Raw genomic sequence first — 24,266 nt, 5'->3', positions numbered from 1 at the left:
CTCTCGTGGTGAGCTGTGACGGGCTCGCCCGTTCGGTTCTACTGAGCGCGTCGGCGCCGTTCTTCCGAAGACTCCCCGGTGATGGCCGGATCACTGCCGTGTGTCGTTCGATTCTAACCGGGCCCGTCCAGCGAATATTTCGCCCCCGGGATCAGTCACGCCGGGCGTGGCGTCCGGGTGGGACCGCGTCGCTGTCGGGTTTGCGGGTGGCCAGGGCGCTCACGAGTAAAGTCGCGGCACCCAGGAGGCAGAGCAGAATGCACCCCCAGGCCCACAGCACCGAACCGGTGGCGAGCGCCGCGACGAGCAGTCCGAAACCGATCGCCGCGAGGACAAGCGTCAAGACGAGCATGCTGACTCCCAAGCCAACCGAGCAGCCCGACGATAACTGGGCGTTCCCGGGTCACGCGGCGTGTACTGCCGCGCGACCCGGGTCCAGTTTACTTGGCGCCCTTGGCGAAGGAGGCCGGAGCGAGGGTGTTGGCCGAACCGTTGGTTTCGCCGGCGAATTCGCCACCGTCGACCGGGACGGCCGAACCACGGTTCTCCAGTTCCTCGAGCTGCGACTCCAGGTAGGACTTCAGGCGCACGCGGTACTCGCGCTCGAAGGTCTTGAGCTGTTCGATGCGGCTCTCCAGCACCGTGCGCTGCTGGGTGATGGTCGCCATGATCTCGGCGTGCTGACGCTCGGCGTCGGCGGTGAGCGCCTCGGCCTTGTCCTTGGCCTGCCGGATCTGGGTGTCGGAGCGATTCTGCGCGTCGGTCAGCATCGCGTCGGACTTCTGGCGCGCGTCGGAGATCATCGCCTCGGAGCGGGTGCGGGCGTCGCCGACGAGTCGCTCGGAGTTTGCCCGCGCGTTCGAGAGCAGTCCCTCGGCCTCGGTCTTGGCGTCGGTGGTGAGGCGGTCGGCCATCTCCTGCGCCAGGGTGAGCACCTTCGCGGCCTGCATGTTCGCGTCGGGACCCGCGGCGGCGGGCGCGGCGACCGGCATCGGCGCGGGCGGCGGAGCCGGCGCGGGCGCCGGAACGGGTTCCGGTGCGGGCGGCGGGGCCTGTTGGACCGGGGCCTTCACGGCGGCGACCGGGGCCGAGCCCCGGTTCTTCTTCGCGTCGGCCAGCTCGGTGTCGAGTTCGGCGACCCGCTGACGCAGGTCGGCGTTCTCCTCGATCAGGCGCGACAGCTCCTGCTCGACGAGATCCAGGAAGGCATCGACCTCGTCCTCGTTGTAGCCGCGCTTACCGATCGGCGGTTTGCTGAACGCGACGTTATGCACATCGGCGGGAGTCAGCGGCATCGAAGGATCCCTTCACGCGTCTTTTGGAGAACTAGCAAGCGGTCTTCTCGATTCAGTATGTCACACGGAGGTCACGGGCTGCCCGAGCCTACCCACGATGGACATCAGGATGAAGACCACGAAGAGCAGGACCATTATCGACAGATCGAGCCGGATACCCCCGAGATTCACAGGAGGTATCAACCGCCTCAGGAGTTTCACCGGTGGGTCGGTGATGGTGAAGATGACCTCCAGGATGATCACCACCACACCGGTCGGGCGCCAGTCACGCGCGAAACTGCGAATGAACTCGACGATCACCCGGCCGATCAACAACAGCCAGAAGACGAAAAGCACGAGGTACAGAACCGCGAACAGGGCCACGGCTTCACTCTGCCGCAAAATCGGCAGTGTGCAAAATGGCCGCGCCGCGCGGGGCGCGGGCGGCCATCAGCCAGTGACGCGGACGCTCACTATTTCTGGTTGTAGAAGCCGTTTTCCGCGATACGGCGGCGTTCTTCCGCCGATACGTCGACATCGGCCGGTGAGAGCAGGAACACCTTCGTGGCGACCTTGTCGAACGACCCGCGCAACGCGAAGGCCAGGCCCGCGGCGAAATCGACCAGGCGTTTCGCGTCGGCGTTGCTCAGATCGACCAGGTCCATGATGACCGGGTTGCCCTCGCGGAAACGCTCACCGATGATCCTGGCCTCGCTGTAATCGCGCGGGCGCAGCGTGGTGATCTTGGACAAGGGACCTCCGTCCTCGAAGATCCCAGGCCGCCGCGCGGGCGCGGGCTCGGGGCGCAAGCGCTCCTCCAGCCTGCGCTCCTCGGCGTCGGGATCGACCGCGAGCGCACCACGAGTGGAGCCGCGCATACCGGGTGCGACACCGCCGGCCCGGAACGACCGGCCCGACGACGGGGCCGCATCGATCCTGGTCGGGCGCCGTGGCGTGTCGTAGCGATCGTCGGCGTAGGTGTCGGCGACGTAGTCGTCGCGACGCGCCTGGTAGGCCGACTTGTAGGCCGGCTGCGGGTAGTCGTCTGCCTCGTCCTCGAAACGGTCGGGGCCGTAGCGGTCTTCGGCGTATCGGTCGTAGCTGCGCGGGCGGATGCGGCCTGCGCGCTCCTCGGCGCCGCGGGGGGCGTGATCGTCGACGTAATCGTCTTCGTACTCGTCGAGCGGAACCATGCCGAAGTACGCCTTGAACTTGTGCAGCGTGCTCATCTGGTCGACCTTCCTTCGGCCCCGGTGGCGGCCGGGTGTTGAAGTTCTTGCTCAGCGCCTCTTCGGCCCAATCGTATGTGTCGAATGTGACTGATGAGGTTTCTTTGCTACGCCGAGGTTATCGGTCGTATGCCCATCAAGGCGGTTCCGACACGCACACACGTCGAACCGTGTTCGACCGCTTTCTCCAAATCACCCGACATACCTGCAGAAAGTTCGGTGGCGTCGGCGTGTTGGATGAGCAGCGAAGTGTGCAAAGTCGCAAGCTTCGCAAAGGACGCATGAGTCGGGGCGTCAAGGGGCGGAATCGCCATCAGACCGGCCAGATGCAGGCCCGGGGCCTTCGCGACGAGGTCGGCCAGGGCGGGCAGATCGGCCGGTGCGACACCCCCGCGTCCGGGGTCGTCGTCCAGGCTCACCTGCAGCAGCACACGCAGGGGTTCCGCGCGCTCCCCCGCGTCGAGCGCCTCCTGCGCGGCGCGATCCAGGGCGGTAGCCAGACGTTCGCTGTCGACCGAGTGCACGGTGTGCGCCCAGCGGGCCACCGCGCGCGCCTTGTTGCGTTGCAGACGGCCGATCATGTGCCATTCGGCGTCGGTGTAGGCGAGGTCGGCGACCTTGGCCGAGGCCTCCTGCTCGCGCGATTCGCCGAACTCGCGGCGGCCGAGGTGATACAGGATGTCGACGTCGGTGGCGGGGAAGAACTTCGTCACCGGGAGCAGGCGGACCGAACCGGCCGGTCGGCCCGCCACCGCGACGGCGGTGTCGATCCGGGCGAGCAGCCCGTTGAGGGCCGTCGAGAGTTCGGTGACCCGGGCGGGATCGTGCCCCTGCCCGCTCATGCCGTGGGGTCCATCCAGATCACGCCGGCGATGCGGCCGGTCGGGGCACCGCGGCGGTGGCTGAACAGGGTCTTGTCCTCGATGGTGCAGCGCGGGTCCACCGCCACACCGGCGACGCCCGCCTCGGTGAGCTGGCGGCGGATGCCCGCGCGCAGGTCGAGGCCGGGGGTCTTGCGGACGGTGGTGGTGGCGCTGCCGGGCAGGTGGGCTTCGACATCGGCGCGCATGGCGGCGGGCACCTCGTACTGGCGGCCGGAGGCGGCGGGGCCGAGGAAGGCGCCGATCCGGTCCACCCGGGCGCCGACCGAGACCATCGCCTCGAGCACCCGGGGCACGATCCCGATGCGGGCGCCGACACGGCCCGCGTGCACGGCCGCGATCACCCCGGCCTCGTCGTCGGAGAGCAGGATCGGCACGCAGTCGGCGCTGAGCACCACCAGCGCCAGGTTCGGCACGGTGGTGACCAGCGCGTCGGTCACCGGCACCGGCTCGGCGCGCGGCCCGTCGACGATCTCCACCGCGCGCCCGTGCACCTGTTCCATCCACACCAGCCGGTCCGGGGTGAGCCCGATGCCCTCGGCCAGCCGAACCCGGTTGCGGCGCACGGCTTCCGGATCGTCACCGACGTGATCGCCCAGGTTGAACGAGTCGTACGGGGCGACGGAGAAGCCACCGGCGCGGGTGGTCGTCACCCGGCGCACGGTCACGGTGGGAGGCGCGGAAGTCATGGGGTCGAGGGTAGTGCGGGTGGGGGTGGTGCCGCCCGGTGAGGTCGGTCGCGCTGGGAGGCAGCGCTGGGCTCGGTCAGGCGGCCGGTTCCGGCAGGCGGCGGTCGGGGACCGCCGGGTCAGGGGATGGGAGAGTCGAGTTCGTCGAGCTTGCGGGCGATGCCTGCTCGACGGGTGAGGCCCAGCTTGCGCAGGACGCGGCCGAGGTGGTCCTCGACGGTGCGGGGGCTCAGATAGAGATGGGCGGCGATGTCCTTGGTGGAGTGGCCGTGGGCCGCCAGCTCGGCGACTTCGCGTTCACGGCGGGTGAGGGTGGACGCGGTACCCGGTCGCCTGCTCCCGGCCAGACGGCGCTGGGCGGTGATCGTCTCGGTGAGCAGCCGCTGCGCCCCTGCCTCGGCGAATACCACGCGGGCGGCGGCGAAATGGCTGGTCGCCGCGCCGAAATCACCCCGACGCCCGGCGATGATCCCGGCCAGCAGATCGGCCTGCGCCCGATTCACCACCATGCCCGCCTTCCCGAAGGCGGTAGCCGCAGCCGTCGCCGCCACGGCAGCTGATTCCCACGCGCCGACCGCGGCGTCGTAATCGGCCCTGGCGAGCAGCGCCGCCCCCACCTGGCTCTCCGGCGCGAGCCTGCTGGAACAGGTGCCGATGACCGTGCGGTCGACTGCCGGATCAGCTGGTGATGCCGGACCGGAGTGCGGGTCGAAGCTCGCGGCGATCGCCGAATTGGCTGGTGACGCCCGGATCGTGCAGGACGCGATGCTCGGATCGCCTGCCTGCACACCCGCGCAGTGGGGCTCGATCTCCGGACTCGCGGCCGGTGAGGAGGCGGTGGGCGGGTCGACAGCCGCACCAGCTGTCGACGCCGGACCGGAGTGCGGGCCGAAGCCCGCAGCGATCGTCGGCACTGGGCGGGAGTCCGGGTCGACGCTGGCATCGGCCGACGATGCGGGGACGTTGGGCGGGTCGGAGCTGGCGGCGACGGCCGACTCCGGGCGGGAATCGAGGTCGACGTTGGGGCCGTCCGGCGATGCGGGGGCGGTGGGTGAGTCGAAGCTCGCGGTGACCGACGACGCCGGACGAGAGCCGGGGTCGACGTTGGGGCCGTCCGGCGATGCGGGGGCGGCGGGCCGATCCGGGGTGGGTGGGGTGAGGCCGGCGGCTTGTTCGGCGCGGGTGACGAGGGATTCGGCGGTGGGGAGGTCGCCGGTCGTGAGGGTGAGGTGGGCGGCGCGGGCCAGGAGGGTGGGGCGGAGGGGGCCGGGGTGGTCGTCGGGGGTGGCGGGCGGGGTGGGGATGGCCAGGGTGTGGGCGGTTTCGGTGAGGATGTTCTCGACTACGCGGCGCCACCAGCGGACGGCGGGGCGGGGTAGGGCGGCGACGGTGTGCCACTGGGTGGTGGCGAGGTCGGCGGGCGCGGTGAACTGCAGGGTGCGGAGTTTGACCGCGCCGGCGAAGGCGAGCAGGTCGGGGTAGTGGAAGGTGGTCGCGGAGTCCGTGGCGTCGTCGGCGGCGGCGATGGCCTCGGTGAGGCGGCCGAGTTTGGCCAGCGAGTAGGCGCGCACGGTGTGCAGTTCGGCGAGTGCGTAGCTGCGGCCGAAGCGGCGGCTCACGGTGATGGCGCGGTCGAGGACGTGCAGACCGGCCACATCGCGGTCGAGGAAGTAGGCACACCAGCCGAAGGCGGGCACGGCGTGGACGATTTCGCGCAGCTCCGCGTCGTCCAGCGTCGCGAAGGCCGCAGCGCACCCGTCGTAGTGGACCGCGGCCTCGGCGAAGCGGGCCTCGGCGAGCAGGCTCAGACAGCGCAGCGCGGTTGCCGCCGCGACAACGGCCCGGTCCGGGTTCCCGGTCGCGGCGGCGACAGCCGGAGCCCTGATCATGGCTGCGGCGGCGACGGGCGGGTCCGGGTTGAGGGGCGTGGCGAACAGGGTGGACAGTCTGGCTCGGCCGTCGGTGTCCTGGTGGTCCTGCATTTCGAGGATTGCGAGTTCGAGCTGGATCGGGCCGTCGCCGGGGCGGCGTGGCAGAGTCGCGGCGGTGGCGAGCAGTGCTCGGGCCTGCTCGACGCGGCCCAGCATGCGCGCGCATCGGGCCGACAGCAGGAGGGCTTCGAGTTGGTGTGGGCCCGGTGCGCCCGCGACCGGTGCGAGTTCCTCGCCCGCCCGTGCGGCCGCGCCCGACAGCAGCAGGGCCCAGCCCAGGGCCAGCGCGTCGGCGAGCGGGTCGGTGACGTCGGGGGCGATGCGCTGGGCGAGGGCGAGCCAGCGGGCGCTCGCCTCGGGGGCGTCGGCGAGCACCTGGTCGGCGGCCAGCCGTAGTTCCGTGCCCGCGAGGTCGTCGGGGCCGAGCAGCGCGTGTTCGAGGTGCCGGGCCCGGGCGGGCATCGGGGCCTCGCGTGTGCGCAGGGTGAGTGCGGCGCGGCGGTGGGCCGTGGCCCGCCAGGCGGGTGGGGCCAGGCGGTAGGCGGCGGTCCGGATCAGCGGGTGGGTGAAGGCGACCGCGCCGTCGGTCATCCCGGCCACGCCCCGGGTGACCAGGCCGTCCAGACCCGCGACGACCATCTCGGTGGCCAGATCGGCGGTCGCGCACACCAGTTCGAGATCGGGTGGCACGCCGCACACCGCGACGGCCTGGGCGACCAGCCGTTCGACGGCGGGCAGCTCGGCCAGCTCGGCGCGGATCGTCCGGTCCAGCGCCGCGTAGTCGCCCGAGGACGGATCGGGGTCTCCCCCGCTCAACGCGCGTTCCAGCTCCCGCTCGGGCAGCCCTGCCAGCAGCGACAGGTACAGCGGATTCCCGCGCGAGGCGGCCAGCAACCGCTCCCGCCTGCGCGCATCCTGTTCCGGCAGCAGCCCGGCGACATCGGCTTCGGTGAACGGCGGCACCGGGACATGCACCGCCCGCACATGCGGCGCCCGCCACAGCCGCGAGATCGGCGCCGGACAGCTCCCGCTCCGGCACGCTAGCAACACCCGCAAACCCCGCGGCCGGTTGCGGATCAGCGCGGCCAGCACCCGCAGCGATTCGGAATCCGCCCACTGCACGTCATCGACCACGAGCAAGGTCTCGACCGCACCCAACGCCCATCGCATCCACCGCACGGGGTCGGTGGGCGGCCCACCGGGTGCGGCGATCCGGCCCGCGCCACCGACGACGATCCCACCGGCAGCGAGAGCCGGTCCATCCGGTGCGGTGACCCGACCGAGCTGGTCGGTGATGTCGTCGGCCAGGTAGCGGGAGTGGGTGTGGGCGTCCTCGGTGCCGGTGACCACGAGGACGCGGCAGGGGGCGGTGTGGGCGAAGTGGGCGAGCAGGCGGGACTTGCCGATGCCCGCGGGGCCCTCGACCAGCAGTAACCAGGGGGCGTCGGGGGCGGTGAAGGTGGATTCGAGCGCGGCGAGTTCGGGGACGCGGCCCACGAAATCGCGCTCGATCATGGTGCCTCCGTCATCCGCGCCGCTGTCCCGGCGGATCAGAGCCTAACCCGGACCGCAGGTCTGTGAATCCCGTGGTTTCCCGGATGCTCGCTCGCGGAGGGTGCGGTTGGGTGATCGGGGCCGATCGCCGCCGAGGCGCGGTGAGGTATTCCAGAAAGAAGGTTCGCATGACGTTCACCGGCAAGGGAATGGTTTCGCGGTTCTCGCTCGCACTGCTCGCGGTCACGGCACTCGGTGTCACCGGTTGCGAGGCGGTGGACAAGGTCACCGAGGTGGCCAAGGACGCGGGCAAGTCCGACACCGCCCGCGCGAAGGTCGGTGACTGCATCAACGTCATCTCGGCGTCGGTGGTCGACTCCGAGACCGAGCCGGTGGCCTGCTCGGCCGACAACGCGGTCTACCAGGTGGTGCAGGTGCACGACCAGAAGGTCGAGTGCCACGAGGACTACACCTCCTACGAGGAGACCTACGGCAGCGGCGGCACCCTGGCCTTCCTGTGCCTGGCCCCGAACTTCAAAGAGGGCAGCTGTTACAACGAGGGCATGATGACCGGCTACAAGTACGTGCCGTGCACCGCCGCCGACGCCGACTTCAAGGTGGTCAGCCGCATCGACGGCCAGGTCGACGAGACCCTGTGCACCGAGGAGGCCGATCAGGTGCTGGTCGTCAACGAGCCGAAGACCACCTACTGTCTGGGCCCGGTCGCGGCCTGAGCCCCTCGCGAGACGCGGAAGGGCCCGAACTCCAGGGAGTTCGGGCCCTTCCGGTTGTTGCGGGTACGACTACCGGCGCATGAAGATCGGCACCTCGATGTCGTCGTCATCGTCGCCGTCGTCGCGCTGATCGGGGTTGTTGACCCGGTTCATCGCGGCCTCGGTGACCCGCTGACGCTCGGACTCTCGGTAGCGCTCGGTGTCGCGGTAGTTCGGCGCGGCCGCCCGGCCACCGGAGACCCCGGCGGTCGCGGGCTCGGTGGGCCGCACCGGCGCCTCGGTGGGACGGCTCTGCCCGATCTCGCCCGCGCGGCCGGAGCCGATCGGGTTGGTGCCGGTGCGCGAGGACGAGGTGGTGGTGTTCTCGAAGCTGCGCCGCGCCGGTCCGCCGCCGTCGAAGCCCGCGGCGATGACGGTGACGCGCACCTCGTCGCCCAGCGAATCGTCGATGACGGTACCGAAGATGATGTTGGCCTCGATGTGCGCCGCTTCCTGTACCAGCGAGGCGGCCTCGTTGATCTCGAACAGGCCCAGATCCGAGCCGCCCGCGATCGAGAGCAGCACGCCGTGCGCGCCGTCCATCGACGCCTCGAGCAGCGGCGAGTTGATCGCGGTCTCGGCGGCCTTGACCGAGCGGCCCTCGCCGCGCGCCGAGCCGATGCCCATGAGCGCCGAACCGGCGCCCGACATCACGGATTTCACGTCGGCGAAGTCGACGTTGATCAGGCCCGGGGTGGTGATCAGGTCGGTGATGCCCTGAACACCGTTGAGCAGCACCTCGTCCGCGGAGCGGAAGGCGTCCATCAGGCTCACCGCCGCGTCGCCGAGCTGCAGCAGCCGGTCGTTGGGGATGACGATGAGGGTGTCGCAGGACTCGCGCAGCAGGTTGATGCCGACCTCGGCCTGGTTGCCACGGCGCTTGCCCTCGAAGGAGAACGGCCGGGTGACCACACCGATGGTGAGCGCGCCCAGCTTCCGGGCGATGCTGGCGACGACGGGGGCGCCACCGGTGCCGGTGCCACCGCCCTCGCCCGCGGTCACGAAGACCATGTCGGCGCCCTTGAGCACCTCTTCGATCTCGTCCTTGTGGTCTTCGGCGGCCTTGCGGCCCACTTCCGGATCGGCGCCGGCGCCGAGTCCTCGGGTGAGCTCGCGGCCGACATCGAGTTTGACGTCGGCATCACTCATGAGCAGGGCTTGGGCGTCGGTGTTGACCGCGATGAACTCGACTCCCTTGAGTCCCTGTTCGATCATTCGGTTGACGGCGTTCACGCCGCCGCCGCCGATACCGACGACCTTGATCACGGCAAGGTAGTTGTGCGGGGGCGTCATGGGCTCTCGCCTTCCTTCGATCTTAAAACCCTCAACCTCAACCATAGGGTTGGCGTTATGTCAAGTATCCGACTGCTGCGGAACGCTATTCGCAGCAACTGCGATCCCGGCGCAGGCGCGCCGACGTTTCGCTCACTTTACCGTGACCAGATTCGGACTCGACACGTCGAACACGGTCCCCTCACGGGTCAGCAGCGGCATCACGACGGCAGCTTTGCGCTCGCCGTCGCCCGTGCCGCCCCACACTACCTTCCTCCCGTCGCGCAGGTTCAGCGAGACATCCGAAATCGACCGTGCGACAACCTCACCCACCTGCACCGACAGCGCGGGCGGCAGCGTGACCAGCACATCCACCGCCGCCCTGGTCGCCGCGGGACCCGTGAAGGATCCCTCGGTGAGCAGCTTGGGCACGCCGATCGGCGTCGCCGGTTCGATCGCGAATTCGACGCTCTCGGCGTCGATCAGGTGCGCGCCGTCCGGAGATTCCACGTACACCACCGGGGTTCGCTCCACCACCGTGACCAGCACGGTGGACGGGAACTTGCGCTGCACCCGCACCGAGCGCACCTTCGGGATGGCCGCGACCCGCTGGGCGATGGCATTGGTATCGATGCGCAACATCGAACGCCCGTCGGGGATTTCAAGCCGGGAACGGACTTCGTCCTGGGTTACCGCGGACAAACCGTCGATCCGCACGGTTCGCACCGACAGCGCCGGAGTGAACCACGCGAGCAGCGCCAGCACCGTCACCGCGACCAGCCCGAGCGCGGTCCAGAGCCGGTAGCCGCGCCACCCGCGCGCGGCGGGCATCGGCAATCTCACCGGCCGCCCTGCTGCGGCCGGGCCCGCAGGGCGTCGAGGATCTGCACGCCGAGCATGGTGACATCGCCGGCGCCCATGGTGATCACCACGTCACCGGGCTGGGCCAGCCCGGCCACCTGCTTGCCCACCTTGGACATATCCGGCTGGTAGTGCACGGGTTTGGTCACCGACTGGGCCACCAGTGCCCCGTTGACGCCGGGCAGCGGTTCCTCCCTGGCACCGTAGACATCGAGCACGACCACCTCGTCGGCCAGGCTCAGCGCGGTGCCGAACTCGGCGGCGAAGGTGGCGGTGCGGCTGTAGAGATGCGGCTGGAAGACCACGATCACCTGCCCGCGCCGGGTGCGGGCGCCGTCGCGGGCCTCCTGGGCGACCAGCTGGGCCGCGGCCTCGAGCACGGCGCGCACCTCGGTGGGATGGTGGGCGTAGTCGTCGAAGACGCGCACGCCGTTCTCCCGGCCGGTGAACTGGAACCGGCGGTGCACACCGCCGAATCCCTCCAGGCCCTGCACGATCTCGTCGGTGTCGGCGCCGGTGGCCCGGGCGGCCAGCAGCGCGGCCAGCGCGTTGAGCGCCATGTGCCTGCCCGGCACCGCCAGGCGCACGGTGCGCGGGGTGCTCTCCCCCGCCAGCTCGAATTCCACGATGCCGCCGACATCGCGCGGCTGCCAGTCCAGCAGGCGCGCGCCGACGGGCACCGGTGCCGCGCTCAGATCGCCGGAGCCGTAGCCGAGTACCTCCACGCCGCGCTCGCGCAGCCGGGGGGCGACCCGGTGGGCCAGGGCCAGCGAACCGGGGTCGTCCAGGCACACCACGAGCAGGCCGCCGGGGGCGAGCCGGTCGGCGAAATCGTCGAAGACCTGGATGTAGGCCTCGTCGGTGCCGAAGAAGTCCAGGTGGTCGGACTCGATGTTGGTCACCACCGCGACGTCCGGGTCGTATTGCAGCAGTGAGCCGTCGGACTCGTCGGCCTCGGCCACGAAGATGTCGCCGCTGCCGTGGTGGGCGTTGGTGCCCGCCTCGTTGAGCTCGCCGCCGACCGCGAAGGACGGATCGGCGCCGCAGTGCTGCAGCGAGACGATGAGCATCGAGGTGGTGGAGGTCTTGCCGTGGGTGCCCGAGACCAGCAGGGTCTTGTGCCCGCGCATCAGCGCGGCGAGCACGGTCGGGCGCAGCAGCACCGGGATCTTGCGCCGGTTGGCCTCGACCAGTTCGGGATTGGTCTTCGGGATGGCCGCGTAGGTGGTGACCACGACGGTCGGGCCACCGGGCAGCAGGTCGAGGGCGTCGGCGTCGTGGCCGATGCGCACCTGCGCGCCGCGGGCCCGCAGCGACAGCACGCCGCGGCTCTCCTTGGCGTCGCTGCCCGAGACGGCGCCGCCGCGCGCGAGCAGGATGCGCGCGATGCCCGACATCCCGGCACCGCCGATGCCGACCATGTGCACGCGCTCGAGCTCGGCGGGCAGTGCCGTGCCGGTGGATTCGCCGATCTCGGCCGGGCCGCTCATCGGGCGACCTCGACGACGATCCTGGCCACCGTGTCGGCAGCGTCGCGATGGCCCGCACCGGCGGCGGCGCGGCTCATCTCGGCGAGTCGAGCGGGGTCGAGCAGCAGCGGAATCACCTCATCGATCACGTATTTCGGGGTCAGCTCGGCGTCGGGGACAATTCTGCCACCACCCTGAGCGACAACCGGGCGGGCGTTGAACTCCTGTTCGCCGTTGCCGTGCGGCAGCGGCACGTAGAACGCGGGCAGGCCGACGGCCGACACCTCGGCCACGGTCATCGCGCCCGAGCGGCACACCACCGCGTCGGCGGCGGCGTAGGCCAGGTCCATCCGGGACAGGTACGGCACGGCGACATACGGCGCGGTGGTCTCGCCGGTGTTCACCTCGAGACTGTTCTTGGGTCCGTGCGCGTGCAGCACCGAGATCCCGGCGGCGGCCAGCTGCGGCGCGGCACCGGCGACGGCGTCGTTGAGGCTGCGCGCGCCCTGGGAACCACCGAACACCAGCAGCACCGGGCCCTCGGCGGGCAGCCCGAAGCTCTCGCGGGCCCGTGCGCGCAGCGCGGCGCGGTCGAGGTCGGTGATGGCGGCACGCACCGGGATTCCGACGACTTCGGCGTCGGCCAGTCCCGAATCGGGTACGGCGGCGAGCACCTTGGCGGCCACCCGGGCACCCACCTTGTTGGCCAGGCCCGCCTTGGCGTTGGCCTCGTGCACGATCACCGGCACCTTGCGCTTGCGCCCGAACAGCCCGCCGCGCGCGGCGAGATAGGCGGGCAGCGAGACGTAGCCACCGAAACCGATGATCACATCGGCCTGCACGTCGTCGATGACGGCCCTGGTCGCCCGCACCGAGGCCCGGATGCGCCCGGGCAGGCGCAGCAGGTCGGCGGAGGGTTTGCGCGGCAACGGCACCGGCGGGATCAGCTCGAGGGGGTAGCCCCGGTCGGGCACCAGCTTGGTCTCGAGGCCACGCTCGGTGCCCAGCGCGGTCACCCGGATCCCCTCGTCGAGCCTGCGCAGCGCGTCGGCCACGGCCAGCGCGGGTTCGATGTGGCCTGCGGTGCCGCCGCCTGCGACGATCACCGACAACCCGGGTCGCGGGTCACTCACCTGGATCTCCCTCGTTCTTCCTGTATCGACTCGCCCGGCAGGCGAGACCGCGTGATCACCCTCCGCCGCCGCCGGTCCGCCGCTTCACCGGGCGGTGCGGCATCGGATAGGTCGGTTCCCACGCTCTGGTCGACCGTAGCGAACTCGTGCCGCGGCTCTCGGGTGCACGTCGCCGTCGTTCGGTGGGCGCCGGGCGGCGCGGGGTCTGACGTGGGCGTTCGGCCTTGGGGCGCGCGGGCTTGCGTGGCGCGTCGGCCCTGGCCGGGGAGTACACCTCCGGAATCGGCAGCCGCAGCAGCCTGCTGACGCGCCCGTCCTGACCGTTCTGCAGCGCCGAGACCGCCTCGGGTTCGTGCCGGGCGGCGCTGGCGATGATGCCGAACATGAACAGCGTGATCGCCAGCGAGGAGCCACCGGCCGAGACCAGCGGCAACTGCAGACCGGTCACCGGCAGCAGCCCGACGACATAGCCGATGTTGATCAGCGCCTGCACGGTGATCCAGGTGGTGGCGGTGGCGGTGAGCAACCGCAGGAACGGGTCCACCGAGCGCAGCGCGATACGGATGCCCGCGTAGACGAACAGCGCGAACAGCGCCAGCACCAGCATGCAGCCGAGGAAGCCGAGTTCCTCGCCGATGATGGCGAAGATGAAGTCGTTGTGCGAGTTGGGCAGGTAGCTCCACTTGGCCCGGCTCTGCCCGAGACCGCGACCCCAGATGCCACCGTCGGCCAGCGAGTACTTGGCCTGGCGGGCCTGGTAGTTCACGCCCTGCGGGTCGTCACCGGGGTTGAAGAACGCGCGCACCCGGTCGGAGCGATAGCCCGCCGACAGCGCCAGGATCGAGGCCGCGACCAGGCCGGTGACCATGATCCCGACGAACAGCCGCACCGGCAGTCCACCGAACCACAGCAGCGCCATCAGCACGATGCCCAGCGCGATCGTGGTCGACAGGTTCGGCTCGAGCACCACCAGCAGGCAGACCAGCAGACCGGCGGGCACCAGCGGCACCAGGATGTCCTTGAGCTGGCCGCCGCGCCGCGAGGCGAGCAGATGCGCGCCCCACACCACCAGCGTCACCTTCACGACCTCGGAGGGCTGGATCGACAGCGGGCCGATGTCGAACCAGCGCCGCGCGCCGCCGTGGATCGAGCCGATGCCGGGGATGAGCACCAGCACCAGCGCGAGCACCGAGATGCTGAAGATCGGGAACGACCACTGCCGCACCAGCCGCAGCGGCAGCCGCAGCGCGATGTAGAAGGCGACCGCGCCGAGTCCGGCGAACATGGCCTGCTGGATGAACAGCGAATAGGCCGACCCGCCACCGGCGTAGGCCTCCACGCTCGACGCCGAGAGCACCATCACCAGGCCGAGCACGGTCAGCAGGGTGGCGATGGTGACCACCAGGTGGAACGAGGCCAGCGGGCGGGCCAGCCACGCGCCGAAACGCTCCCCCGCCCAGCCCGGCCGCGCTGCGGCCGAACCGCCCCGGCGTCCTACCTGGTTGCGCACGCTGCCTCCTCGTGGCGCTGACGGTCGAGCCGGGGCGTCGGTGTCACAGCGCCCGCCCGATGTCACCGTCTTCCAAAGCCGTCACCGCGTCCACGAAGCAGCGTCCGCGGTGGGTGTAGTCGTCGTACATGTCCAGGGAGGCCGCCGCCGGTGCGAGCAGGACGGTGTCGCCCGCCCTGGCCAGCCCCGCCGCCGCGCGGACCGCGCGGCCCATGACCGCCTCGGCGCGCTGCTTTCTCGACGACTCCATGTCTGCATCGTCTCCCGCGTCCAGTGCGATGACCGGGACTTCGGGTGCGTGTCGCGCCAATGCGGCGGCGATCACCGGCGCGTCGGCACCGAACAGGACCGCGCCGACGAGCCGGTCGCCGACCTCTTCGATGAGGTCGTCGACGGTGGCGCCCTTGAGCAGTCCACCGGCCACCCACACCACCTGCGGGTGCGCCAGGATCGAGGCGCGCGCGGCGTGCGGGTTGGTGGCCTTGGAGTCGTCGATGAACTCCACCCCACCGAGTTCGCGGACGAACGCGGTGCGGTGCGGGCCCACCTTGTGCTCGGCCAGCCCTTCCTTGACGAACTGCGGTGCCACGTCGATGGCCCTGGTCAGCGCGGAGGCGGCCAGCGCGTCGGCGATGCCCGCGGGGCCCTGCGGGCTGATGTCGGAGGTCTCGGCCAGGATGGCGGCCTTGGTGAAGGCGCGGTCGAGCAGTTTGCCGTCGACCACGCCCAGTTCGCCGTCGGCGGGCACGCCGATGCGGAAGCCGACCGTGCGCCGGGCCTTGGCCTTGCGGGCCAGCGAGCCCGCGACCGGGTCGTCGAGGCCGACTACGCCGACCCGGCCGGTCAGCGCGCGGGCCTTGGCGGCGGCGTAGGCGTCCAGGCCGCCGTGCCAGTCCAGGTGGTCCTCGGCGACATTGAGCACCACGCCCGCCTCCGGGCGCACCGAGGGCGCCCAGTGCAGCTGGAACGAGGACAGCTCGACCGCCAGCACCTGCGGGCCGGGGTTGCGCCGCAGCGCGTCCAGGATCGGCAGGCCGATATTGCCGCAGGCCACACTGGCGATGCCCGCGGCGCGCAGGATCGAGTGGGTCATGTTGGTGGTGGTGGTCTTGCCGTTGGTGCCGGTGATCACCAGCCACTTGCGGACCGGACCGTAGATCCTGGCCTGGTCGACCCACCAGGCGAATTCGACGTCACCCCAGACCGGGATGCCCTCGGTGACCGCCGAGACCAGCACCGGCGAGTCCGGCCGCCAGCCGGGGCTGGTGATGACCAGCGCGAACCGGCTCAGGTCCGCGTTCTCCAGCTCGACGCCGGTGGCGACCTCGAGCCCGAGTTCGGCGGCCTCGGCCAGCGCCTTGGCGCCGTTGTCGGTGACCACGGGGTGCGCGCCGATATCGCGCAGCGGTTCGATCAGCGAGCGCCCGGAGACGCCCCAGCCGGCGACGAGCACGTCACGGCCACGCAGGAATTCCAGCATCGGGCCCGGCGAGCGCAGGGCACGGGGAGTGTGTTCGACCATGTCCGCGCTCACCCGACCTGTGACAGATATTCGCTGTAGAACAGCCCGAGACCCACGGCGGCGGAGATGCCCGCCAGGATCCAGAACCGGATGATCACCGTCGTCTCGGCCCACTTGCTCAATTCGAAGTGGTGGTGGAACGGCGCCATCTTGAACAACCGGTTGCGGGTGGTGCGGAACACCGCGACCTGCAACATCACCGAGGCGGCCTCGGCGACGAACAGCGCGCCGATCACGGCCATCAGCAGTTCGGTGCGGGTGGTGATGGACAGCCCGGCGATCAGGCCGCCCAGGGCCAGCGAGCCGGTGTCACCCATGAAGATCTTGGCCGGCGCCGCGTTCCACCACAGGAAGCCGATGCAGGCGGCGGCCGCGGCGGCACACACCAGCGCCAGGTCCAGCGGGTCGCGCACGTCGTAGCAGCCGGGGCCCGGGTTGGTCGAGCAGGCGTTGCGGTACTGCCAGAAGGTGATGATCACGTAGGCGCCCAGCAGCAGGCTCATCGACCCGGCGGCCAGGCCGTCGAGACCGTCGGTGAGGTTGACCGCGTTGGACCAGGCGATCACCAGGAACAGCACCCAGACCACGAAGATCAGCGCGCCCATCGACACCGTGCTCCAGTCACGCACATACGACAGGTGCTTGCTGGCCGGGGCCAGGCCGTCGGCGTTGCGGAACTGCAGGGCCAGCACCGCGAAGATGACCGCGGCGGCCGTCTGGCCGATGTACTTGCCCGCGGCGGTGAGGCCGAGGTTGCGCTGCTTGCGCAGCTTGATGAAGTCGTCGAGGAAGCCCACCACGCCCAGCGCGGTGGTCAGGCCGAGCACCAGCAGACCCGAGGCGGTCGGGCCCTCGGCGTCGTAGCCGATGCCGATGAGGTGCGAACCGAGGTAACCGGCCCACATGCCGATCAGGATGGCGACGCCACCCATGGTCGGGGTGCCGCGCTTGGCCTGGTGGCTGGCCGGGCCGTCGACCCGGATCTCCTGCCCGAAGCCCTGCCTGGCGAACACCCGGATCAGCAACGGCGTCAACAGGATCGACACCGCCAGGGCGATCCCCGCCGCGAAGAGAATCTGCCTCACGCCCGCGCCTCACTGACGCCGGGCGCCGGCGTGCTGCCGATGGCCGCTGTTTTCATGCCTGCGTACTACCTTCCCCTGCCCTGGTCAGGTGCTCGGCGACGGCCCAGAGACCGACTGCCTTGGATGCCTTGACCAGTACCACATCGCCTGCGGCGATCTCGTCGTCGAGCAGCGCGATCGCCGCGTCGATATCGGGAACGAGGACCGACTCCTCGCCCCATGAGCCTTCCATCACCGCACCCTGGTGCATGCCCCGGGAGGGTCGTCCGGTGCCGACCACGATCAACCGGTCGACATCCAGGCGTACCGCCAGCCGTCCGATCGCGTCGTGTTCGATCACCGAGTCGTCGCCGAGCTCGCCCATCTCGCCGAGCACCGCCCAGCTGCGCCGGGGCGTCTCGCCCGCCTTGGCCAGGGTGACCAGCGCCTTGAGCGCGGCCCGGACCGAGTCGGGATTGGCGTTGTAGGAGTCGTTGACGACGGTGACGCCCTCGGGCGTGGTCCGCACGTCCATCCGGCGCGCCGAGGCCGCGGTGGCCCCGCCCAGCGCCCGGGCGACGGTCGCCAGGTCGGCGCCGCACTCGAGCGCGACGGCGGCCGCGGCCAGCGCGTTGCCGACCTGGTGTTCGCCGTGCACGGCCAGGGTCACCGGCACCGACTCGCCACCGGCGTGCAGCACGAAGCTCGCCCTGGCCTGGTCGTCGGTGCGCACGTCGGTGGCGCGGATGTCGGCGTCACCGGACAGGCCGACCTTGACCACGCGCGCCTTCGTGCGCGAGTCCATGGCCGAGACGTGCGGGTCGTCGGCGTTGAGCACGGCCAGCCCCTCGGCGGGCAGTGCCTCGACCAGCTCGCCCTTGGCGACGGCGATGGCCTCGCGGCTGCCGAATTCGCCGAGGTGGGCGGTGCCGACATTGAGCACCACACCGATGCGCGGCGGCGCGATGCGCGCCAGTTCCGCGATGTGGCCGCGCCCGCGCGCCGAGAGCTCCAGCGCCAGGAACTTGGTGTCGAGCCCGGCGCGCAGGGTGGTCCAGGGGTGGCCGAGTTCGTTGTTGAACGAGCCGGGCGGCGCGACGACCGGGCCCAGCGGGGCCAGCACGGCGGCCAACAGGTCCTTGGTGGAGGTCTTGCCGGAGGACCCGGTGACGCCCACGACGGTGAGCCCGGTGCGTTCGGCGAGGCGCTCGGTGCTCACCCGCGCCAGCTCGGCCAGCGCCGCGAGCACCGCGGCGCCGGAACCGTCGCCGTCGTGGCTGAGCGCGACCGAGGTCGCCGGCACCGACCCGCGTTCGGGGGCGACCACGATCGCGGGCACCCCCACCGGGCGGGCCGCCAGCACGGCGACCGCGCCCGCGGCGACCGCACCGGCCGCGTAGTCGTGCCCGTCGGAGTGGGCGCCCGGCAGCGCGAGGAACAGATCACCGGAACCGATGCGGCGCGAATCGAATTCCACCGAACCGGTCACCCGGGCGTCCGGGTCGGGCACATCGTGCAGTTCGCCGCCGACCACGTCCGCGATCTCGCGCAGTGTCATCTCGATCATGAAACCCTCGAGTCCTCCGTGTGCGAACCGGGTGTCCGCGCGTCCAGCGCCTCGGCGACGACGACCCGGTCGTCGAATTCGTATTTGACGCCCTGGATCTCCTGCCCCGACTCGTGGCCCTTGCCCGCGATGAGTACCACGTCGCCCGGGCGCGCCCAGGCCACGGCGGCGGCGATGGCCGCCGCCCGGTCCCCGATCTCGCGGATCTCGCCGCGTTCGGCGGCCGGGATTTCGTCGGCGCCCCCGAGCACCGCGGCGCGGATGAGCGCCGGGTCCTCGGAGCGGGGATTGTCGTCGGTGACGATCACCAGATCGGCGCGCGCGGCGGCGGCACCCATCAGCGGGCGCTTGGCCACATCGCGGTCACCACCGGCGCCGACGATCACGGCCAGCCTGCCGTGCCCGGCCTCGGCGAGATGGCCGCGCAGGGTGGTGACCACCGATTCGACCGCGGCGGGCTTGTGCGCGTAGTCGACGACGACCAGAAAGTCCTGGCCGCGGTCCACCCGCTGCATCCGGCCCGGCACGTCCACCTCGGCCAGCGCGGGGGCGGCCACGGCCGGGTCCACCCCGGCGGCCGCGCAGGTCGCGACGGCCAGCAGGGCGTTGGCGACGTTGTAGCGCCCGGGCAGGCGCAGCCGCACGGTCAGCTCGCCCGCCGGACCCGCCGCGGTGAACTCCTGTGCCCCGGCGCCGGTCTTCACCTCGCCCGCGACCTGCCAGTCGGCGGCCTCGCGGGTCGAGACGGTGATCGGCGCGGCCAGCTCACCGGCCAGCCTGCGGCCCCACTGGTCGTCGACGCAGATCACCGGGACGCGGGCGGCGACCGGGGAGTCGGCGGCGAAGAGTTTGCGCTTGGCGCCGAAGTAGTCCTCGAAGTCGGCGTGGAAGTCGAGGTGGTCCTGGGACAGATTGGTGAAGGCGCCCACGGCGAAACGCACGCCGTCGACCCGGCCAAGGGCCAGCGCGTGACTGGACACCTCCATCACGACCGCCTGCACGCCCTGCTCGACCATCGCGGCGAACATCGCGTGCAGCTGGGGTGCCTCGGGGGTGGTGAGCGCGCTGGGCACCCGCTGCCCGCCGATGCGGGTCTCGATGGTGCCGATCAGCCCGGTCCGCAGCCCGGCCGCGACCAGACCCGCCTCGACCAGGTAGGAGGTGGTGGTCTTGCCGGAGGTACCGGTGATGCCGATGATGCGCAGGCGATCGCTCGGGTGACCGTAGATCTCGGCCGAGAGTTCGCCGAGCACGGCGCGCGGCTGTTCGCGCACCAGGATCGGCACCCCGAGTTCGCCGAGCTGTTCGGCTCCGGCGGCATCGGTGAACACCGCGACCGCACCGCGCGCGACGGCGTCGGCGGCGAAGCGGGCACCGTGGGCGTTGGCGCCGGGTAGGGCGGCGAACAGGTCGCCGGGGCGGACCGCGTTGGACCGCTGCTCGATACCGGTGACGGTCACCGCGGCCACCGGGGTGGTGACCGTGGCGCCGGTGAGGTCCAGCAAGGCCTGCAGCGACGTCGACGGCGGCGTGGTGGGCCGGAGCGCGTGCGGGCTGGACTGCGCGGGCACAAGGCTCCTCTCTGAGAGTGATCGAGCGCGTGGGCGAGACGAGCAGTCAGGTTACCGACGCGCGGAGTCGGACGGACAACGCGGGTTGCGCATGAGCCGAGCGGTCAGAGCCCGGCCTCCAGGACGAGGCGCTTGGGCTCCGGCGACGGCGGCACCCGGTCACGCTGCAGAGCCCAGGAGGCGATGCTGTGGAACAGCGGTGCGGCCGATCCGCCGCCGCTGCCGTCGGAGCTGCGGACCGGCGCGTCGAGCATCATGCCGATCACGTAGCGCGGGTTGTCGGCGGGCGCCATCCCGGCGAAGGTGATGTAGTACGACGAGGTCGAATAGCAGCGGCAGGCCGGGTCGACCTTCTGCGCGGTGCCGGTCTTGCCCGCCACCTGGTAGCCCTCGATCGCGGCCTGCCCGCCGGTGCCCATCTGCACGCCCATCGGGTCCTTCTGCACAGTCGCCTGGAACATCTCCCGCAGGGTCTGCGCGGTCTGCGGGCTCACCACCCGCACGCCGTCGGGCTGCAGCTCGTCGGTGCGGGTGCCGTCGGGGGCGATCTTGGCCTTGACGATGCGCGGCGGGATGCGCAGGCCGTCGTTGGCGATGGCCTGGTACATGCCGGTCATCTGCAGGGTCGTCATCGACAGGCCCTGTCCGATGGGCAGATTGGCGAAGGTGCCGCCGGACCACTGGTCGCGCGCGGGCAGCAGCCCCGGGCTCTCGCCGGGCAGGCCGATGCCGGTGCGCTTGCCCAGGCCGAAGCGGTCGAGCATGTCGGCGAAGCGGTCCTCGCCGACGCGCTGGGCGAGCATGAGAGTGCCCACATTCGAGGACTTCCCGAACACGCCGGTGGTGGTGTAGGGCGCCACATCGTGCTGCCAGGCGTCGTTGACGGTGACCCCGGACATCCGGATCGAGCCGGGCACCTGCAGGACCTCGTCCGGGTTGGTGACCCCGTACTCGATGGCCGCGGCGGCGGTGACGATCTTGTTCACCGAACCGGGTTCGAAGGGCTCGGCGACCGAGGGGTTGCTCATGTTCGCCGAGGCCCAGTGCTGCGGTCCCAGCGCGGGATTGAAGGTGTTGTCGTTGGCCATGGCCAGCACCTGGCCGGTCTTGGCGTCGAGCACCACGGCCGAGGCCGAGGCCGCGCCGGAGAGCTGCTTGGCCTGCTGGACCTGCTGCTGCACGTAGTACTGCAGGTCCTCGTCGAGAGTCAGTTCCACGCCGTATCCGTTGACGGCGGGCTGCTGATCGCGATAGCTGCCGGGGATCACCGCGCCGTCGGAACCCTTGTCGTAGGTGCGTGATCCGTCGGTACCGGCGAGCACCGAGTCCAGCGCGGACTCCAGCCCGATCTGCCCGTGCCCGTCCCAGCCGGTCGCGCCGACCACATTGGCGGCCAGTGCGCCGCCGGGGTATTCGCGCAGATCCTGGCGTTCGGTGCCGACCTCGGGGTACTTGGTCTTGATCTCGGTGGCCACGCGCGGGTCGACATTGCGGGCCAGGTAGTGGAAGGGCTTGTCGCTGCGCAGTTTGTCGAGCAGCTCGGCTTCCTTGGGACCGCTGTCACCGAGCTTGTCGTGGATGAACTTCGCGATGTCCTTCAGCCGCTGGTCCGGATCGGGCGCTTTGGGCTTGGTCTTCTTGGCGTCGGCGAGCTGCTCGCGCACCCGGACCGGCTGGAAGGTCAGCGCATTGGCCGTGATGGTGAAGGCGAGCCGGTTGCCGTGGCGGTCGGTGATCGGGCCGCGCACGGCGGCCTCGGTCTCCTTGTGGGTGCGCTGGGAAGCGGCCTGCGCCGAGAGCGCGGGCGCGGCCAGGCTCTGGATGTAGAGCAGTTGCAGGGCGACCACGGCGAGGGTGGCCAGCAGGGTGACCCGGCCGATGCCCAGGCGCAGCCGGACCGGCCGGTCCGGCGAGAGCGGCCCGGAGCGGCGCGACCGCGACGAGACCGGCCCGCGTCGCGGCTGCGACGCGGATCCGCTGCGCCTCATCGGGGGCCGCCCTCCGTTCCGATCTGCTGCGGCGCCTCACTCGGCGCGGCGGGCGCACCGGCCACGACACCCGGTGCGGGCGGCGCGGTCTCGGCGGGGACCAGGGGCGATTCCTCGGGGGTGACGGCGACCTCGACCCGATCGGGCACCAGCGTGGGCTCGACGGGGCTCTGGCCCGCGGCGGGTGCCTGATCCTCCACGGGCGCGGGCACCTCGGCGGGCGCGGGCGCCGCGGGGGTCGTCGGCTGCGGGGCGGGCACACCCACCGGCGCGGTCGCCGCGGGGGTGGGCACCGCGCCGGGCGAGGCGAGGACGGGCGCCGGAACAGCGCCGGGCGCGGCGGGACTCGCGGTGAGCGCCCCGGGCTGCACCGGCACCACCCGCTCCCCCTGCGCCTGCGCCGGATTCGGCGAGGCGGGGTTCGGGGTGGTGGTCGGCGGGCCGTTGAGCGGCGGGGCGGGCGCGCCCTGCGCGGGCGAGGGCGTGCCGATGACGGTGATCTCGCCGTCCGGGCCGAGCACCAGCCGGGCCGGGTCCTTGGCGGGGATCATGCCGAGTTCGCGGGCGCGCGCGGCCAGTTCGGGTGCCGAGTCGGCGGCGGCCACCTCACGCTGCAGCGCGGCCCGCTCGTCGGCGAGCTTGCGGTTGACCGCACGCGCGTCACCGAGCTGATAGCTGTCCTCGGCGGCACGGGTGGTCAGCAGCAGGGTCAGGGCCAGGCCGCAGCCGAGCAGTCCGATGATGGCCGTGACGAACGGGATCCGCCCAGCCATCGTCGACGCCCGCTCGGGCAGTTCGATGCCGTCGAGCAGCTGGGCCCTGGTGCGCTTGCGGGCGTAGGCCCGCTGGGCGGCACCGGATTTGACTCGGTCGGCCGCCTCGACGCGACGGGCCGTACGCCCCGGCACGGCGACGGTGCTCGTCCGCACGCTCATCGTGTCCCCTCCTGTGTCCTCCCTGATCTCTCCGCGATCCGTTCCGCCGCGCGCATCCGCACCGGCGCCGATCGTGGGTTGACCTCGATCTCGGACTCCGTCGCTTTCTCCGCGCCCCGGGTGAGCATCCGGAATTCCGGTCCCATGCCGGGCAATTCGACCGGCAGATCCATCGGGGACCTGGACACGATCCGGGGCGCGAACTCCTGCTTGACCAGCCGATCCTCGAGCGACTGGTACGACATGACGCAGATCCGCCCGCCGACGCGCACGGCGTCGAGCGCGGCGGGCAGCGCCGCGCGCAGCGAATCGAGCTCGCCGTTGACCTCCACCCGCAGCGCCTGGAACGTGCGCTTGGCGGGATGCCCGCCGGTGCGCCGCGCCGCGGCCGGAATGGTGTCGTAGAGCAGCTCGACCAGCTCCGCACTGGTACCGAACGGGCGAACGGCGCGGCGGCGCAACACCTCCGAGGCGATCTTGCCCGCGAAGCGTTCGTCGCCGTAGGTCTTGAGCACCCGGGCGAGGTCACCGTGGCTGTAGGTGTTGAGCACGTCGGCCGCGGTGGGTCCGGTGGTGGGGTCCATCCGCATGTCCAGCGGGGCGTCCACCGAGTAGGCGAAACCGCGGTCGGCCTCGTCCAGCTGCATCGACGACACCCCGAGATCCATGAGAATCGCGGAGACGGAACCGATTTCGGGTAACCCGGCCTCGGCCAGCGCGGCGGGGATGCCGTCGTAGCGGGTGTGCACCAGGGTGATCCGGTCGGCGTAGGGCGCCAGGCGCTCGCCGGCCAGCTTCAGCGCGGTGGTGTCGCGGTCGAGACCGACCAGCCGCGCCTGCGGGTAGGTGCGCAGGAAATGTTCGGCGTGCCCGCCGAGGCCGAGGGTCGCGTCGAGATAGACCGCGCCCGGCTCGCTCAGCGCGGGGCCGAGCAGCTCGTCGGCACGGCCGAGCAGGACCGGCACATGACGGGGGTTCTCGGTGTCATGGTTCACCTCGACCTCCCGGGATAGGACCTCGCGTCGCAGACGAGTCGCCATGCCACACAGTGCTTTTCGAATGAGAATGGTGTTCGCGAATGCGTCGAGGTCTCTGACCGAGGC

20 protein-coding genes are annotated in these 24,266 nt (G+C 71.3%); 1 reads left to right on the top strand and 19 read right to left on the bottom strand.

Features of this window, described 5'->3' with window-relative positions:
- Positions 1–151 precede the first annotated feature (151 nt).
- The 7 genes from ACFC06_RS27510 to ACFC06_RS27480 form a co-directional block, all read right to left on the bottom strand.
- Positions 152–352 (bottom strand): hypothetical protein, encoded by a 201-nt coding sequence (locus ACFC06_RS27510; protein WP_375937799.1) that lies wholly within the window; start codon positions 350–352, stop codon positions 152–154.
- Positions 353–440: 88 nt separating this feature from the next.
- Positions 441–1,295 (bottom strand): DivIVA domain-containing protein, encoded by an 855-nt coding sequence (locus ACFC06_RS27505; protein WP_375937796.1) that lies wholly within the window; start codon positions 1,293–1,295, stop codon positions 441–443.
- Positions 1,296–1,355: 60 nt separating this feature from the next.
- Positions 1,356–1,658 carry a YggT family protein gene (locus tag ACFC06_RS27500; RefSeq protein WP_278265563.1) on the bottom strand — a complete coding sequence of 101 codons (303 nt, stop codon included), beginning with the start codon at positions 1,656–1,658 and terminating at the stop codon, positions 1,356–1,358.
- Between the two features lie 89 nt (positions 1,659–1,747).
- Positions 1,748–2,503 carry a cell division protein SepF gene (locus ACFC06_RS27495; protein WP_375937793.1) on the bottom strand — a complete coding sequence of 252 codons (756 nt, stop codon included), beginning with the start codon at positions 2,501–2,503 and terminating at the stop codon, positions 1,748–1,750.
- A gap of 107 nt (positions 2,504–2,610) precedes the next feature.
- On the bottom strand, positions 2,611–3,345 hold the full coding sequence (locus ACFC06_RS27490; protein WP_375937790.1) for a YggS family pyridoxal phosphate-dependent enzyme: 735 nt from the start codon (positions 3,343–3,345) through the stop codon (positions 2,611–2,613).
- Complete coding sequence (gene pgeF / locus ACFC06_RS27485; RefSeq protein WP_375937787.1) at positions 3,342–4,073, bottom strand: peptidoglycan editing factor PgeF; 732 nt, start codon at positions 4,071–4,073, stop codon at positions 3,342–3,344. The genes ACFC06_RS27490 and pgeF overlap by 4 nt, the downstream gene beginning before the upstream one ends.
- A gap of 119 nt (positions 4,074–4,192) precedes the next feature.
- A complete protein-coding gene (locus tag ACFC06_RS27480; RefSeq protein WP_375937784.1) occupies positions 4,193–7,519 on the bottom strand; it encodes an AAA family ATPase in 3,327 nt (1,108 codons plus the stop codon).
- Positions 7,520–7,686: 167 nt separating this feature from the next.
- On the opposite strand from ACFC06_RS27480, the gene ACFC06_RS27475 reads away from it, so the two are divergent.
- A complete protein-coding gene (locus tag ACFC06_RS27475) occupies positions 7,687–8,232 on the top strand; it encodes a hypothetical protein (protein WP_375937781.1) in 546 nt (181 codons plus the stop codon).
- A 69-nt stretch (positions 8,233–8,301) separates the two neighbouring features.
- Here the strand turns inward: ACFC06_RS27475 and ftsZ are convergent, their stop codons facing one another.
- The 12 genes from ftsZ to rsmH form a co-directional block, all read right to left on the bottom strand.
- The gene (gene ftsZ / locus ACFC06_RS27470; RefSeq protein ID WP_375937778.1) at positions 8,302–9,564 is read right to left on the bottom strand and encodes a cell division protein FtsZ; all 1,263 of its coding nucleotides are present in this window, start codon (positions 9,562–9,564) and stop codon (positions 8,302–8,304) included.
- A 132-nt stretch (positions 9,565–9,696) separates the two neighbouring features.
- Positions 9,697–10,374: a cell division protein FtsQ/DivIB gene (locus tag ACFC06_RS27465; protein ID WP_375937775.1), complete on the bottom strand. Its 678-nt coding sequence runs from the start codon at positions 10,372–10,374 to the stop codon at positions 9,697–9,699.
- Between the two features lie 8 nt (positions 10,375–10,382).
- A complete protein-coding gene (gene murC / locus ACFC06_RS27460; RefSeq protein WP_375937772.1) occupies positions 10,383–11,894 on the bottom strand; it encodes a UDP-N-acetylmuramate--L-alanine ligase in 1,512 nt (503 codons plus the stop codon).
- Positions 11,891–13,006, bottom strand: a complete 1,116-nt coding sequence (murG, locus tag ACFC06_RS27455) for an undecaprenyldiphospho-muramoylpentapeptide beta-N-acetylglucosaminyltransferase (protein ID WP_375937769.1) — start codon at positions 13,004–13,006, stop codon at positions 11,891–11,893. Before murG ends, murC begins: the two co-directional genes overlap by 4 nt.
- Before the next feature lie 55 nt (positions 13,007–13,061).
- A complete protein-coding gene (ftsW, locus tag ACFC06_RS27450) occupies positions 13,062–14,516 on the bottom strand; it encodes a putative lipid II flippase FtsW (protein ID WP_375937766.1) in 1,455 nt (484 codons plus the stop codon).
- Between the two features lie 43 nt (positions 14,517–14,559).
- The gene (gene murD / locus ACFC06_RS27445) at positions 14,560–15,996 is read right to left on the bottom strand and encodes a UDP-N-acetylmuramoyl-L-alanine--D-glutamate ligase (protein ID WP_375937963.1); all 1,437 of its coding nucleotides are present in this window, start codon (positions 15,994–15,996) and stop codon (positions 14,560–14,562) included.
- Positions 15,997–16,046: 50 nt separating this feature from the next.
- Positions 16,047–17,123: a phospho-N-acetylmuramoyl-pentapeptide-transferase gene (gene mraY, locus ACFC06_RS27440; protein WP_336085999.1), complete on the bottom strand. Its 1,077-nt coding sequence runs from the start codon at positions 17,121–17,123 to the stop codon at positions 16,047–16,049.
- A gap of 52 nt (positions 17,124–17,175) precedes the next feature.
- Entirely contained in the window at positions 17,176–18,669 is a 1,494-nt protein-coding gene (gene murF, locus ACFC06_RS27435; protein ID WP_375937762.1) for a UDP-N-acetylmuramoyl-tripeptide--D-alanyl-D-alanine ligase, read from the bottom strand.
- Positions 18,666–20,240: a UDP-N-acetylmuramoyl-L-alanyl-D-glutamate--2,6-diaminopimelate ligase gene (locus tag ACFC06_RS27430; protein WP_375937759.1), complete on the bottom strand. Its 1,575-nt coding sequence runs from the start codon at positions 20,238–20,240 to the stop codon at positions 18,666–18,668. The genes murF and ACFC06_RS27430 overlap by 4 nt, the downstream gene beginning before the upstream one ends.
- Before the next feature lie 104 nt (positions 20,241–20,344).
- Positions 20,345–22,228 (bottom strand): peptidoglycan D,D-transpeptidase FtsI family protein, encoded by a 1,884-nt coding sequence (locus tag ACFC06_RS27425; RefSeq protein ID WP_375937756.1) that lies wholly within the window; start codon positions 22,226–22,228, stop codon positions 20,345–20,347.
- A complete protein-coding gene (locus tag ACFC06_RS27420; protein WP_375937753.1) occupies positions 22,225–23,163 on the bottom strand; it encodes a hypothetical protein in 939 nt (312 codons plus the stop codon). Before ACFC06_RS27420 ends, ACFC06_RS27425 begins: the two co-directional genes overlap by 4 nt.
- Positions 23,160–24,203, bottom strand: coding sequence for a 16S rRNA (cytosine(1402)-N(4))-methyltransferase RsmH (gene rsmH / locus ACFC06_RS27415; RefSeq protein WP_375937750.1), 1,044 nt, complete (start codon positions 24,201–24,203; stop codon positions 23,160–23,162). Before rsmH ends, ACFC06_RS27420 begins: the two co-directional genes overlap by 4 nt.
- Positions 24,204–24,266: the final 63 nt, after the last annotated feature.

This window comes from Nocardia sp. NPDC056064 (assembly GCF_042266925.1).
In the GTDB taxonomy this organism is placed as follows: domain Bacteria; phylum Actinomycetota; class Actinomycetes; order Mycobacteriales; family Mycobacteriaceae; genus Nocardia.
This window is presented reverse-complemented; position numbering and strand designations above follow the sequence as displayed.